Genomic DNA, 14280 nt, shown 5'->3' on the forward strand with positions numbered 1-14280 from the left:
CGCGTAGCGCGACAAGCCCACGCAGAACACCCATCCCAACCTCTCACGGTCGGCGAACCATACTCGCTCGTCTTCAGGTATCTGGTGGAGAACATCTGCCTCTGCAGCCTCACCAAACCCTTGAACAGGGGTCTTGCTTTCAACCATTCACTTCCCCAACGAAATCGGCTTCATCAGTCGCGTACTCATCGTCGTAGTCTTCATCCAGAGGGAGCAGACAATGATGCTCTGAATTCCCGCCATACTCATCTCCCGACATGGGAGCTTTCATGAAGGGATAGCTATACAGTGGAACGCTGGGTTGGTGTTTCCTTGCCCCCTCGAACACGGGCAACGGCGGAAGCTCTGGTCCCCACACAAAGCCATCCAACCAATCGCTCCATTCTTCGAAGTGCCTGGACAGTTCCACGTCGCGAAACCAGATGACAGAAGATGGATCAATGACCCCTTTTGTATTTAAGAATGCCGCGAAATCAGATCCTCGAAGGCAAGCCAATGCATATCGACTGTGGTCGTATTCCCCACCTGGCGTAGGCATCCAGCGTTGGGATACCACCATGAGTTCATCAGGGCGCGCCATTGCTGCTGCAACCAGTTTGGAGATGGACTTATCGCTTGCTTCTGGATGCTTGGTTCCAAAGTGCCATTCATGTTGAATGCGATTGAGCCTGGGGAAAATCTTTTCCATTGCTTTACCAGCCGGGAAGCCAGGAACGCACATCGCCAACACGTCGCCATCATCTTCGTAGTGAAAGTTGCTATGGGGACCGCGCAGATAGATTGGAATCTGCGCGGCTATTGCGGGGTCAACGACATAGTGCGGGTACTTTCCCATGGGGCCTAAGATGACCCCCGGACAGACTCGCTGGGGGCGATCAATTTCGGGATACTTTGAGTAGCACTGCTCGCCGAACTCTTCTAGAAGAAGGGACTCGTCAATTTCACCGCGCTCAAATCGCTCAAGTGCTTCGTTCCAAACACAGTACCTTGGGCGCCCGTATTCAGGGGCCAAGGTCGATTGACCTGTCAGTCCCCATGTGCGCACCCAGCGATCAGCCTCGCTTGGCGTGATGCCGATCTTCATGAGCACACCTGCCTGGTGGTAGTACCTGGCCACACGCACAGTCAACCCTGCATCCTGATCGGAGGGGCTCGGCTGGCCTAGCAGCCCACGTTGCGAGCATTCAAACCATGATGAATAGCCCAAGGCCAGAGCTGTCGCTTCTTGTGCGGCCGAAAGTTTGAGATGGGGGAATGCCTTCGAAAGCTGCTTGGCTTTGAGCTTGGGCAGGTTTCCAGACGAAAAGACGAAAGCGGGGATAGCCATGCGATTCTTCCTGGTTATCGCGGTGACGCTGGCTATCACCACGAGGGAGGATGAATCGTGGAGAGGGTGTGGGGAAGCAATTCTTTGGGGTTCTCGTCAAGATTCTGCACGCCAGCGCAGCGGCCCCTAAGTCCGCTTCGGTCTCCTGGACCGAAGCACGAATCATAGTGAGACTGTTAGGAGCTGGCAACAAGGAACAGAGCCCTGTCGATAACCTCATGCTGTGATGGTTGGCTGTGCTGCTACGACAAAGGCAGCGGACTCGGTGGTCAAGTGCATCTGGTTTTTGCAATTGACACCAAGTGCTTTGGTGATGGGGGACGTGCCCGTTCCATGAGAGTCATTCGCCACGTAAATCCAGGCGAACGTCACTTGGCCATATCTACGCACTTCAAGCGCCGTTTCCGAGCAATACACTCTACCTCTACGTGGCCTGCAGGAAGACAATCACCGCATGACTCTCATCGCAACCGTCGCGGCGACAGGCCTGGAAGTCGAGTCGTTCACCACCACCTCGGATGTCTGGGCTAAATGGCGCAAGCTGCCTATAGGCACTTTTGTCATCGGCCGCCACCGCATACCGGCCATTCTCAAGCGCAGCGTGCGTGGTCTCCAGTTCTTTGCTGCTGCACCAGGCATGGCCGGGGTTACAGCCCCAGAATCCGTCGAGCACCAAATCGCCAAGATCAAACTGGTGCTCGGGATGCGGGCCGCTGGCCACCAAGCCAGGGTCGAGCAGCCTGGCGCGACACCATCGGGCGAGGAATGGCAGGCAGACGTTTTGGTGCAGACGACACGCGGGCCTCTTGCTGTCGAAGTGCAATTGGCCCAACAGCACTGGGACGACTACCGGAGCAGGACCGCGCGCTACCGAGCCAGTGGGGTATCTGTCGTGTGGCTGGTGCGGGATGCTCACTTCAAAGCTCTGGGGAACAGCAGGATTCGATTCTTGATGACGCAGGGCTGGTCCATCGATGAGGCCATGAACCGGGCCCTTGAGGACATGCCATGCATGCCCCTGGTTGGGCCCGTAGGCGATGAAGAAGGGCAAAGGGTCGTGGTCTATCCGACTGATCGTCCCGAACCCTTCCTGAGGCTTCCGCTGGAGGCTTTCGGTGCCGGTGTCGCTGCCGGTGCCTTACGCATGGGCGAGATAAGGAATTCGGACGGCGCGCGATCTTGGCCAGCCTGGATGTGGGACAGCGCGAATGTGCCTGACCTGCTCATGCCACCAGGTTGATCATGAGGGGTTACAGGCAGGGGTTCCGACTGTGCCCATTACCCTTCCCTATTTGGGCATCAAGTCAAATTTTTTTGGAAGAGCCGGAACCGGCGTCCACCAAACTCAACCTGGAGGAACTGAGACTGTTGTCGAGGTCGTTAAACATTGACTCCAAAGACAGGAACTGAGTACAGAGGTCCCGCGTCTGATTCGACAGGGTATCTCGCTGGGTCGAGTCCAGCCACATAGCTTCCTTGCGATGGGTGTGCAGCCTCACCAAGCGGAAGAGTGCAACGATATCCGTATGGGTCTGTATTCGAGGAGCTGAACCAAGATTGCGCAACACGCAGTAGACCATGAATTCTGGGTCGCGATGCAGGTGCTTTCGGCTATTGCGCAAACCATTCTTGCCATAGAAGGCCAGACCATAGTCGCCCAAAACTTGAGCAGTTAAGCGACTGAGTTCTGGGTAGGTTTTGATCATTTCTCGTGCGGCATTAGGGGCATCAACCGAGCGAACCCAAGGGTCTTCCATCGCATACTGCGCCTCCTCCGAAGCAACTGGATTGGCGTGGAGTGCAGACAAAGCAAGAAGCTTGCTCAAGGATTCGAGCGCGGTAGGTTCTAGGTCGATCCACTGCCGCTCACTTTCAGCTAGCTCAGTGATAGCCACCGCAAATTGAAGGACTGTCTCAAAGGTGCTCTGATCAAAAGCGTAAGGGACCTTCTCCAGCATCCAATCGCATTCACCTTGCAATTTTTGCTTTGCTTCCTCTACCGATGGAAGCTGCAAGCCCAACAGGCACTCCAGCTGATCTGCCTGCATGAGCCGCACTGGACCGCTCCAGAACTCGCCGTCTATCGTCAACTCACGACCAAGAAATAACCGGCCATTGCGCGTTGGTAGCAGCTCTAACAGTGGGCCCTGCGAGTAGGGATCTTCAAGACCGGCCCCAGAATTCATGGCGACTCGCACGTAGCTGGGCCGCCATGGGTTTTGAAAATTCACCTGTACTAGCTTCTCAGGCAGCGTTTTCAGCGCGTAATCCTGTGTCGGCTGTCGCTCCCAGAGTGCTACCGCCGACTCCCTGAGGTCTGCGGGTGTTGAAAAAACACTTCCATGGACAAGCCCGAGTTCTGGCCAAGCCCAGCCATATCCTGCATGCGAGCCATCAGTATTCGCGAACTGCAAAGGCTGCAGACCAGTGGGCCATGAGTACATGAGCCCCCATGATCTCTCTGTCAAAGACCGCGTGGACATGTAGGCACCGCTCTCGATGTCCGCCATCAATTTCTCCAGGGTGATGCCGCAGTCTGGGGACCAAAACATGTTGGCAACCTCCCAAGCAAACTCAGCAGCCCATTTAACGCGCACTATCCCCGGCCCTATCTTTTCAAGGTTTTCCCACTCTTGCCAATTTGCCTCCAAACCTCGAACGCGGCGTTCGTAGAAGTCGTCCGCCATGCTTCGGGCTTGAGTGTCTAGGAAGCCCGAGTCGCCGTAAGTGCGTCTCACGGTCAGCAATGCTGATTTCCACGACGCATATACCGCCTCTAGCGCGTCGTAGAGTCCAACAAAGCCCGCGACAAACATTCGCCATGCGATGGCGTCTTCCAGCTTCTGACTATTTTTGGGAAGCTGGCGCTCATCAGCCATCCTGCCGTCCAATGCGACCAGTGCCCCCCACGAGGCATACCCAAACCCTGCTGCGAGGCAGGCCTGAAGTTGCTGCGCAGGCATCTCCCTGAACCCAGGGTGCGTGCTCAACTCGCTCATTAGGTGAGCGAGTTGGCCGGAGGAAACGTCCTCCATCGTCACTGGGATCGCCAGGGCCAAATATTCAGGAATCGGGACCTCTTCGGGGTGCTCTCTGAAGTAGGTAAATCTTTCGTGATCCATGGTGATTTTTGGTTAGCCTTCGATTGCCAGAGTGCTCTAAGAGGCAGATATTCAGCATTCTGGCCGCGTGAATTTCACCTACGACTTTATCAACGCCCGAATCGCGGATTTAATGCTCGAATCCAATCGTAGCCCAAAGCAGAACTACAACCGAATCGAGGCGTATGGCCTGCGATTCTTGGAAAGAACAGAAAGACGTTTTCGTTATTTGACTATTGTGAGCTTCGTGCGTGTAGTCCCGGTGGTAGCTGCCACACCTGTCTCAAAGGTGACATTCAGGCGGCAGTGTATTGGTTTGCTAGCTATACGACTGGCAGACGCTCTTGTCTGCGCATGCTAACCAGGGACCGCTCATGCGCAATACCACGCTATTTCTCGCTCGCCTCATCGCTCTGATGCTCGCTATCGCAGCCGCCGCTGTACTTTCTATTGCAGCATCTTCTCTGCTCTGCCTAACATTTATATAACCGAGTAAAAGGTGCGTCGGATACGGCCACCACAGGTGCCAGGAGTTAAGGTGAAACACGGAAATGCTGCTTAGGCCGCAGGGTGACTCAGCACATGGAATAAACAATTCGGATGCACCAATGAAAAAGCCCCCAGTCCTTGCGGAGTGGGGGCTTCTTTGTTCGGCGATTAAGCGAATGACAGCTCAATCTTGCCAGAGCCTTGCCGCTTTGTCTTGCCCACGATGATGGTTACATCGTGGCCAAGCCGAGCGACCAGCTCAAGCATCTTTGCTTCACTCACTCCACGGAATTGACCGCGAGTGATTTTTGACACTTTCGCCTGATCGATACCAAGCAAAGTGGCCGCTGCTTCTTGGGTCAGGCGACGGGCTTTGATTGCCCTCGCGATTTCTGCCGCAAGAGTAGCTTTGCGCTGCATTTCTGCGGCGTCAGAATAGCCAAGGTCGGCGTACACATTGGTGCTACCAACTTCAATTTCGACAGTCATTTTCTGACTCCTTTAGCCTGTTGTGACCAAGCGGCATGATCCTCCTGCGCATCCTTCAACCGTGACTTAATCAGGTCGATGTCTTGTTTAGGTGTTTCTATGCCTTTGGTCGATTTTTTTTGGAAGCAGTGCAGAACGTAGATCCAGTGGTCCAATCGAACCGTATAAACGGCACGATAGGTCCCCCCTTCATCGCTTTCCACCACCTCCAGCACGCCAGCCGATCCAAAGCCTTTCAGAGGCTTCGCGGCATCATGTTTTTGCCCAGCCTGAGCAAGCCCCAAGGCAAACCCGAAAACGTCTTGAACGTCTTCAGGCATTTCCTTGAGATCCTTCTTGGATGAGCCCATCCACTTGATGGGTTTGCGTGGGGGCTGAATCATGTTGGATTATGCCCAGATTGGCATAAAGGGTCAACCTGACTCTGTGCCAGCCCCGCCGATGCCACCTCTTCTGGCCAAGCCTCGATTTCGACGCCATCGACGAAACGAATGCTGTACATCGGTCCACACTCGTGGGAGTCGTAGGTTTTTGGATCAACGGCCCCCAGCAGTGTGAAGTGTTGACCGTCACGCTCTGCGTGTTGTCCATACCTCGCTGCTAAATTGCCAGTCTTGCCCCCTGAAGGGTGCTCAAAGGAAGTGGACAGATTCAGTCGCTTCAGTTCAGCCTCAGTCAAGTTGCTAGCGCCGAAGTCTTCGACTGTCTGGCCAGAGTTGTAGGAAACGCCATCCGTGCTGTTCCATTGGACCAAGCCACCATCGGCATCCTGGCCTAGTACCTCACCATCCACAAGGGATGATCCGGCTTCGGCTGTTGAGGTGGACGGATCAACGCAATTCACATCTCCCCCGCCTGGCGCAGGATCAAGCAGATGATCCCTTGCCTCCAGGATGAGCGAAGCAATGTCGTCGCCGACGATTGCAAAGCCATCCGGGTCTTGGGGATCGTTCACCATGAACGCGCCAGGTACCTCGGGCTTCACTTCAGGATTGCGAGTTCCGACAAAGTAGCCAGCCTTGGCAAGCGCCTCGTGGGCCTCGATTTCTGAGTCAACCACTTCGACTCCATCGGCATCAACAATGTGGACGAATTCGCCACCTTCGTTGAACAGCGACAAGCGAATGGCCTTGGCCTCCTCGAAGCTCTCGCACTTGTTTGCGCAGTCGTCGTTGGCCCAGATGTAGAAAGGCTTCGCAGCATCTTGGCCAATCGCGTTTTTGAGAGTAGTTACCTTGTCATGAGACTTGGTAGGCTGCTCAATGTAATTCGACCCGTTTCCGAGCATTTCCGTTCTCCTGCGAAAGAGACGGACACCGGCCCAGCGGGCAACAAGTGCCCGTCAGGGTTAAAAAAGGCTTTCGCCTGCAACGCTGATTCGCCTTGAGGGCACGGTCAGCAACCGTTTGCAACCTTTGCAGTACGCAAGAGGGTGAAAACAAATTCCCAAAGGCCAATAACTGGCTCTTGGGAATCTGCTCTTTAGGAGGGCAAATCGTCACGACCAGAACCAACCTGGTGAGGTCGGTGCTGGTGTGGATTTCAGTCAAGAGAACTCGACGGTGGAAATTCGTTGAAGAACTCAAAACCAGGCATGGAGTCAACCTTCAACGCTCAACGTTGCGCTCGATCTCGCAATGCCCATTTCCTGCAGGTATTCCATCAGGCCGTGGGCGTCACGGGCATGGCGCATGTACCCGAATTCGATAAGCCAAAGGCCCTCGACACTTGGGGAGCCATCATCGTCCTCATTGCTGAATTCGAAGATGGACTTGCCAAACTCGTCCTCAACATGGGCTCGAAAAATTCCCCGCTCATCGTGGTCCACCACCAACTTGAGTCGGTGAGTACGCACAGGGCGCTCAACAGATGCATGTGACATGACGTTTCCTTGAAAACGCCAGGCATCCCCCAGACCGGGGGCTACCCGGCAGGGTGTGAACTACAAGCGATGCACGCCTTTTGTCGCAGCGATAGAAGCACACGAGCGAACAAAATGGTGACCGTCGTTGTGCAGCGCATCGCGCGCATCCTTGGTACACAGGTGCCAGTGTTCGTTTGCCACGATGCACTTGCCACTGCGCTCCAGGTTATCAAGATCCTTTGCCTCTATGGCGCCCTTCGAAACGAGTGTTCCAATCAAAAGATCGCGTTGCTCGAAGAGACGCTCAATTTCTCCCGGTTTGGGGCAGCGCGGGATGCGATCTGAATCCAGTTGGGAAGGTGTAAGACATTGGTACTGAGGGTTCAGCATGTTCCGACTCCACGGGCGAAGACGGACCAACCCCTAACGGGATAGGGCCCGTCAGGGATTGATAAAAAGATATGTTTGAAAGACTGGCAACCCCGAAGGCTTCGCCAGTTTGCTCAGTTCATGGACTCAACCTTGAAGATGTGGGTTGCATCCTGTTTACGGAGTGAGCTTGCATGACGCTGCGCGGCACGCTTACTGTGGTCACTATCCCATGTGCCGGCATGACGGCCGAGACCTGCGACGATTGCAACAAATTGACCATGGGCGGTGTACTTCACTACTTGATGTCGAGGCATTACTTGTTCTCCAGAGAATGAGACAAGCACCGGCCCTATCGGGCAAGCAGGTGCCCGTCAGGGATTGAACGATCAGTGTTCAGCGACCACTACAGATTGCTTCTTCAGCAACTGCTTGATCAACAAAACCACATTCGGATAAAGATGAGCCAGGGAGGCAAACGGATCAACGGCGCCGCCACGGATGCATTCATCAACTGCATCTTCTGCAGCGAAATGATTCAGACGCTGCTTCTCCAGCTGGGCCTCCTGTTCTTTCATCCGCCCGTGCGCCAGAACTTTGTCGTCAAGGCTTTCAGCCTCAAATACGTTCTTTCGGAGGGACGCAATCTTGCGAACAGTCACTTTCATCTCCTCAGAAATCGACGCAAGGATCGATTCCCTCGTGACTGAGCATTGATTGGCGCGGCACCACGCCTTGGCGGTTAGACGCGCCGATGACAGCACTTCACTGCTCAGGGGTTCTGGGTTGTTGAAGTCACTCCCACCTGGCGCAAAATGAACAATGGAATTGCCCTTGATTGCGCTAATTCTGTGTGACTCAAGATCAATGAGTCCCCAGCCATTTACGCGCGATCTGACATGGGAATTCCAAAACTCTCGCGCGGAAGGATTGCTATTGAACGCATTTGGACTTTCAAAAGCCACGATTGCGTTTGATAGGGTTGTTGTCATGTGTCGGTCTCCATGAGAGCGACGGTCACATGCCCTAACGGGCATCATGCCCGTCAGGGTTAAAAAAGGCTTTCGCCTGGCGTACTGGGTTGCCTTGAGAGGCGCGGCCAGTGTCCGCTTCAAACAGTCGCATTACGCGAACAGTCATGAAATCACTTTCCGAAGAGCCCCCTCGATATGGAGGAGACTCTTGAGAAAGCTCTACACCCCGGTAACCGGGTGCAGAAATCAGGCAAGCTTCAACTGTGCTTCTAGCAAAGCCTTCAGTTCATCCCGAAGGGGATTCATGAAGTCTTTCCCGAGAAAACCGTCGAATGGACTGGAGGTCCTGAAGACGCGGCATGCACAGTCAACATAGACACCTCGCCCTGCACCGGCTTGCTGGTGTTGAAAAAACCAAAAGCGCCCTTGAAGAGACACTCCATCAATCACCTCAATCGAGTCGGTGGGAATGGGTGGATGGAGCCCCCCGCAGCTAAGCGAGGAGCGACCATCGGCGTTTAGGTAGAAGGAACCTCCTGGCGATGTCTGAATGGCATCACCCATGTCGTGGCTGAAGCGTTCAAGTTCGCCGGTAGGAAACAGAACGAAATCGCCCATGAGAGGAGCCGATATCTGGCTTCGCAAGAGGGACGCTGTGTCGAGATACTTCTGATCGATGTGATCAAGATGATTCATGGTGCGCTTTCTTTGGAAAGACAGGCACAGGCCCATATGGGCAGCTGGTGCCCGTCAGGGTTGGTGTTGGCATTCGCCCGAACTGCTGTATTGCCATGGCAGGCACGGACAGCAACCGTTTCGAGATCAAATGTGGCGAAGAGCTACGAAAACAGGATTGCGCAGACAGGCCTCGTTATCCTGAGACGACAATCCGTCCCAGCTATCACCGGCCCACGCACTGCGATCAAAGTCTGCGAGTTCATCCTCACGATAGACATAGCTGACATCACCATGATCTGCGCACCAGAAGACCCCCGCGAGTGCGCCATCCGATATCTTGACCGCGAATAGACCGCACGGTTGTTGGATAGCTGTCCATGACGGGGCATCGGCAAGCAGCGCCTTCGCAGCTTCGAGCCATCCATCGTAAGTTTTGAGGTCTTTGCCACCGATGGCCTCGGCGATCATTTCCTTGGTCAAATGGAAACCCTTCGCTTCTGAGCGGTAACTATTCACATCAGCCGTAATGTATTCGGCCAGCACGTTCATCAGATCACGGCGAATAGGATGCCCACTGAAGAATGTGCCTGCAAAGCCACCATCCTCGATACCAGCAATCTTCTGCAGTCTCAGACATGCAGTGTTCAATGCATCCTCAACTGCTTCAGCAAGCTCTTCGTTGAGGTCAACGATGAACCGGGCGTGAGCATGAGAAATACCCCAGCATTCCACCGGATCGACCTTCTGAGTCATACCGGCATCGTATTGGGGATTGGTAACGAAAACGCCATGGGAGCTAACACCAATTTCGGGTAAATCGTTCATGGTTGAAAACTCCAATTGGAAGGTCAATTTATCAAGGCTCAAACTTGAAGTTTCATGCTCCAAGTGTTGTTGCGTGGTGCTGTTTGTCATATCTGATCTCCAAATAGGAAAACGAGCACGGGCCCAATGGGCAACTCGTGCCCGTATGGGTTGAAAAAAGGCTTGCGCCAGTTGAAATACTGATTGCCATGAAAGCACGGTCAGCAGCCGTTTGCATCCTCTGCATAAGCAAGAGGGTGAAAAGCATGTTCCAAAGCGCCAGAACTGGTGCTTTGGAAAAGACTCTTTTTTTCCATAAAAGCATCACATCCAGAACCAGCCGAATGGCGGGTTCTGGAGTGGCATTTAGTCGAGCTGACTTGACATACCGTGCTGATCGATAAAACGACCTTCGGCGACCGAGTAAGCGTCGAACTGTGGCCCAGGTTTACTCAGTCGAGCTTGCTGGGCCTGGTAGGTATCGTGAATGGCATCAAGCTCCATTGCACGATCAATAGTCACTGCACCATGACGATGTGTCCTGTACAGCGCCTCTGAAGCAGGAACATGGGGTTCGAGCGTCACGATGTGGCGATGCTTCATCAGGTAGGCCTTCTGATCCTCGCGAAGGCTTCTGCTCTCGCTTGAGTTTAGGGATCTCTGACTCATGCCAACGCCTCAGATTCGGCGGTGTTCACCATGCACTCATTCGAAACTGGCTTTCTGGCTTCAATCGCCTTTTTCAAACGTTCAACAATCGATTCAGCGAGAGATTCGATGGACGTGAAGTCGCGGCAAAACTCATTCCCCTGGATGAGTGAAACGTGCTGGCCCCAAAACGGTCTGCCCTGTTCCACCCAGAGGTGAGCAGAGTAGCAATCGTTGTACCTTCGGGAGACCTGTGCCTTGCGGCGACCATCGCGAAAATGCAACTCAGGATGGAAATACCGAACTTCTATCAAAAGCTGCGATTTGTCGTTGCAGTCGCCGGGAACAAGACCTGCGTGGATGCTCAACCCATACTCCGAGGCTTCCACTTCGCAGCCTGCCCAACGTAATTGACTTTCCAATCCAAGGGCTGGCGTGTTTCGGTAACCATGCCCAGGAGGCAAGCTGACCTGGCTCATCACGAGCTCGGCCAACTTCAGGAAATCTTCACGGACTTTTGCCCGCGCCTGGTCAATCGACAAGGGCTCTTCTTTTGTACCGTACCCAGGAACAATAGGCTTTTCAACCTGTGCGTTGTTCTGCATGTCTGACTCCTAAATAGAAATCGGACACCAGCCCCCCATCGGGGATGCTGTGCCCGATGGGGTTGTTGAAAGTTGTATTTGTGAAGGCGCTGTCTACATCTCGTCAAACGACAAGCTGACACGCCTCCAAATCGACCAGTTGAGATGCGGGATCGGACTCCAGAAAGGAGCCATAGACCGTGTATCCCTTGGATGTCAATTGACGCTCCCCGGCCGCGATCTCCATGCTGAAATCATCATCGGTGGCTTTGAGGGGCACACGCGTTTTGACGATGACTTTTTCCCCGTGAGGGCAATTGGTCAAGGTCCAAACCATGATGTGCTTCGCTGGTGATTCTTGCAAGGTGTTGGAGATGCTCATGATGAAGTCAACTCCGATTTTTCGTATTTCACGAATTTGGGCATCAACAGTACATCGCGATTGGTCATCGGGTCATGGGCCTCCCATGCCTTGTGCTCATCGCTCCAGATGGATTGATCAGGCTCGTAGGCATCAACAGGCACCCCCCACTCGGTTACGACCTTGTTGTTTTCCACCGCGTGCTTGGGGATCGCGTACAAGGTACCTTGTTCAAGCACCAGATAGCCTTGAAAGGCTGAATCGTCCAGAGCCGTCCCAGGCGGTTTGTCAGCAAGGAGTGCTTTCGCCGCTCCCACCCAGCCGTCAAAGGTCGCAAGGTCAAACTCAGCAATCGCCGGGCTCAGCTCCTGCAAGCTCTTTTCTGCAGCTTCACATCGGGCCGTATCGCCTGCGGCACGAGCAATCGAGAGACGGAGCACGTAGACCGCAAACTGCAGTTCTGCGTTGTCCAGAGCCCCCGATGCATCGAGCAACTTGTTGACCGACTCGAAGGCGTCATTGATACGCCACAACCCTCCAGCAGCCTTAGAAGGGGGAGAGATTTTTTCCAGCACAACGGCAGCATTGTTCGTGTTGCAGTTGAGGCAGAGACTCATCCAGTCGAGCATGCTTGCCTCGGATTTGAATGGGCCGTTAGGTCTGACAACTGTCATCGCGACAGTGACCTTGGTAATGTTCATGGTTTCTTCTCCGAAAGGAGGAGCACCACAGCCCAATAGGGCATGTGACGCCCCAGAGGGTTGAAATTGGCTTGCGCCGGTTGTTTGCTGTTTCACCCATTGCAGGTACGGGCAGCGTCCGTTTCCATACAGCCGTAGGCTGAAGGGAAGAAATCACTTTCCAAAGCGCCCCTAGAGGAGACGCTGTGGAAAGTCCTGAGCCCCATGGGGATCAGAACTTCCAATCTATGCGCAGGTTCATGCCAAAAGGCATAGCTCCTGCTGATCGCCAAGCTTGACCGCGACACGCTTGGAAGCAGACTGCATCCATCGTGTCATCTCGCTTGCGCGGTGATCCATTGTGTTGGACTGGCCGCTCTTGCGTGCGTTGATCCGCGCTGAAAAGTCCCACGCCATGGAATCGGTACTCGCAATCCACGGTAGCTTCTTCACTTGCGCAAGACTGGAACCCTTCACACCAAAGAGGTGCAGCCGGGTATCGCTTGGTAGCTTTCCATCCAAGGCCTGAAGGATCGCGTAGAGCCCGTGCTCTGGATGCGACGTATCGCGGCGGCACACCGATCCGAGCCCCATCAAGGCTGGACTGGCAAGCCATGGTTCCCATCGACGCCAGACCTCCATCGTCAGATCAAGGCTGTAAAGATAGGTATCGCGGGTCCACCCTTGGATGATGGGCACTGGTGGGCGCACCAGGTCCTGAACCACCGTGGAGTTGCAGGTTCGAGCAAGCTCGTTCTGCCACTCGTAGATGATCTGCAGCGTGCCTTCAAGCAACGTTGCCGTGACGTTGATGCGGTGACGCACCTCGTCGGGGTTCGCAGCAACCTGCATTTCGTTGCACAAGTCGGGGGCAGACCACCAGCTCGGCCGAAGCAGCGATGCTGCCTCGACGTATGCCGCGAGGCTCCAGGGGTAGATCCCAGCCATGCCGGGTTGTGTTCCTTTTGCCTGCCACCCCTTCACTGCGGTGAAACCAGCGGAGTCCAGCGCCCAGTCGATCTCGTAGAGATCGGATGCCTCAGGAATCACAAAGACACTTTTTGCAGGGTTCCAGAAAGCAGAAGCCGAAACCATCGCGCTGAAGCCTTCATTGAAGGCATGGAACGCAAGCTTTCCGCCTCGGTGAGGAACACCGACACGCATCTGAAGCCCATCCGCGAGGTATGCATTCACTTGCCCTTGGGGCATATTTTTTTGGTGCATTTTTGGTCCGTCAAAACGGAGCACCCTGCCCCACTGGGCACTCGGTGCCCACATAGGGTTGAAAAATTGGATCTCTTCGTGGTCGAAGGCCTCAGTAGAAACAATTTGGGCAAACGGGTCGGTAGCGAACATCGCCACCGATTTCCACCACCTCTCCTGTTCGCTCTGGAGCCCCATTGAGGCCTATCCGCTGGTTCATCGTTGCCTTCTCTCCGCAGCGGCAAAGCGTGCTGATTTCGTGCAATGAATCTGCCAAGGCCAGGAGCGCAGAAGCGCCCTCGAAGGCGTCCCCTTTGAAGTCCGTCCGCAAGCCGTAGCACGACACTCGAAGCGCCATGCCAACGCATAGCCTCTGGTGAATCTGCTTGACCTGGGCCCGCGTCAGAAACTGACTTTCATCGATGAGAAGTTCATCAATCTGGTCAAGTCCCAATGCGGGGTCGAACACGGTTTCTTTGTTGAAGAGAACCGCTTCGCACTGAGGCCCCATTCTGGAGGTGACCTTGCCCACTCCGTATCGGTCATCGAGCGCACTGGTCATGACCAGTACCCGCTGTCCAATCGAGGTGAGGTTGTAACGCCGCTGCAGCAGCGCGGTACTTTTCCCGCCCTGCATCGTGCTGTAGTAGAAGTCGAGCATGCTGGGTTCCTGTTGTGTGGTGCTGTCGCGCATGGCCGAGAGGTCCCC

Annotated in this window: 17 protein-coding genes; 1 reads left to right on the top strand and 16 read right to left on the bottom strand. The window is 54.6% G+C overall.

Going from position 1 to position 14280, the window contains the following annotated elements; translation table 11 throughout:
- Nucleotides 1-139: 139 nt before the first annotated feature.
- Complete coding sequence (locus KW843_RS24630; RefSeq protein ID WP_147455752.1) at nucleotides 140-1327, bottom strand: hypothetical protein; 1188 nt, start codon at nucleotides 1325-1327, stop codon at nucleotides 140-142.
- 454 nt (nucleotides 1328-1781) lie between these two features.
- Here KW843_RS24630 and KW843_RS24635 point away from each other — a divergent pair, with 454 nt between their 5' ends.
- Nucleotides 1782-2567, top strand: a complete 786-nt coding sequence (locus KW843_RS24635) for a hypothetical protein (protein ID WP_121944287.1) — start codon at nucleotides 1782-1784, stop codon at nucleotides 2565-2567.
- A gap of 64 nt (nucleotides 2568-2631) precedes the next feature.
- On the opposite strand, the gene KW843_RS24640 is transcribed toward KW843_RS24635, so the two are convergent.
- The 15 genes from KW843_RS24640 to KW843_RS24710 all read right to left on the bottom strand — a co-directional run bounded on the left by KW843_RS24640 (nucleotide 2632) and on the right by KW843_RS24710 (nucleotide 14232).
- Complete coding sequence (locus KW843_RS24640) at nucleotides 2632-4449, bottom strand: hypothetical protein (protein ID WP_218297778.1); 1818 nt, start codon at nucleotides 4447-4449, stop codon at nucleotides 2632-2634.
- A 636-nt stretch (nucleotides 4450-5085) separates the two neighbouring features.
- The gene (locus KW843_RS24645; RefSeq protein WP_121944285.1) at nucleotides 5086-5406 is read right to left on the bottom strand and encodes a helix-turn-helix domain-containing protein; all 321 of its coding nucleotides are present in this window, start codon (nucleotides 5404-5406) and stop codon (nucleotides 5086-5088) included.
- Nucleotides 5403-5789 (bottom strand): type II toxin-antitoxin system RelE/ParE family toxin, encoded by a 387-nt coding sequence (locus tag KW843_RS24650; RefSeq protein WP_121944284.1) that lies wholly within the window; start codon nucleotides 5787-5789, stop codon nucleotides 5403-5405. Before KW843_RS24650 ends, KW843_RS24645 begins: the two co-directional genes overlap by 4 nt.
- Nucleotides 5786-6694, bottom strand: a complete 909-nt coding sequence (locus KW843_RS24655; protein WP_218297779.1) for a hypothetical protein — start codon at nucleotides 6692-6694, stop codon at nucleotides 5786-5788. The genes KW843_RS24650 and KW843_RS24655 overlap by 4 nt, the downstream gene beginning before the upstream one ends.
- Nucleotides 6695-7006: 312 nt before the next feature.
- Entirely contained in the window at nucleotides 7007-7288 is a 282-nt protein-coding gene (locus tag KW843_RS24660) for a hypothetical protein (RefSeq protein WP_147455751.1), read from the bottom strand.
- Between the two features lie 60 nt (nucleotides 7289-7348).
- Nucleotides 7349-7660, bottom strand: coding sequence for a hypothetical protein (locus tag KW843_RS24665; RefSeq protein WP_147455750.1), 312 nt, complete (start codon nucleotides 7658-7660; stop codon nucleotides 7349-7351).
- 368 nt (nucleotides 7661-8028) lie between these two features.
- A complete protein-coding gene (locus tag KW843_RS24670) occupies nucleotides 8029-8631 on the bottom strand; it encodes a hypothetical protein (RefSeq protein ID WP_147455749.1) in 603 nt (200 codons plus the stop codon).
- Between the two features lie 228 nt (nucleotides 8632-8859).
- Nucleotides 8860-9309: a hypothetical protein gene (locus tag KW843_RS24675; RefSeq protein ID WP_147455748.1), complete on the bottom strand. Its 450-nt coding sequence runs from the start codon at nucleotides 9307-9309 to the stop codon at nucleotides 8860-8862.
- A 126-nt stretch (nucleotides 9310-9435) separates the two neighbouring features.
- Nucleotides 9436-10206 (bottom strand): hypothetical protein, encoded by a 771-nt coding sequence (locus KW843_RS24680; RefSeq protein WP_218297780.1) that lies wholly within the window; start codon nucleotides 10204-10206, stop codon nucleotides 9436-9438.
- A 255-nt stretch (nucleotides 10207-10461) separates the two neighbouring features.
- A complete protein-coding gene (locus KW843_RS24685) occupies nucleotides 10462-10698 on the bottom strand; it encodes a hypothetical protein (protein WP_147455747.1) in 237 nt (78 codons plus the stop codon).
- Nucleotides 10699-10760: 62 nt separating this feature from the next.
- Nucleotides 10761-11348, bottom strand: a complete 588-nt coding sequence (locus KW843_RS24690; protein ID WP_218297781.1) for a hypothetical protein — start codon at nucleotides 11346-11348, stop codon at nucleotides 10761-10763.
- 103 nt (nucleotides 11349-11451) lie between these two features.
- Nucleotides 11452-11709 carry a hypothetical protein gene (locus KW843_RS24695; RefSeq protein WP_218297782.1) on the bottom strand — a complete coding sequence of 86 codons (258 nt, stop codon included), beginning with the start codon at nucleotides 11707-11709 and terminating at the stop codon, nucleotides 11452-11454.
- Nucleotides 11706-12389: a hypothetical protein gene (locus KW843_RS24700; protein ID WP_218297783.1), complete on the bottom strand. Its 684-nt coding sequence runs from the start codon at nucleotides 12387-12389 to the stop codon at nucleotides 11706-11708. Before KW843_RS24700 ends, KW843_RS24695 begins: the two co-directional genes overlap by 4 nt.
- A 237-nt stretch (nucleotides 12390-12626) precedes the next feature.
- A complete protein-coding gene (locus KW843_RS24705; protein ID WP_255594931.1) occupies nucleotides 12627-13724 on the bottom strand; it encodes a hypothetical protein in 1098 nt (365 codons plus the stop codon).
- A complete protein-coding gene (locus KW843_RS24710; RefSeq protein ID WP_255594932.1) occupies nucleotides 13684-14232 on the bottom strand; it encodes a thymidine kinase in 549 nt (182 codons plus the stop codon). The genes KW843_RS24705 and KW843_RS24710 overlap by 41 nt, the downstream gene beginning before the upstream one ends.
- Nucleotides 14233-14280 lie beyond the last annotated feature (48 nt).

Origin of the sequence: Acidovorax sp. sif1233, from assembly GCF_019218755.1 — a bacterium.
In the GTDB taxonomy this organism is placed as follows: domain Bacteria; phylum Pseudomonadota; class Gammaproteobacteria; order Burkholderiales; family Burkholderiaceae_C; genus Acidovorax.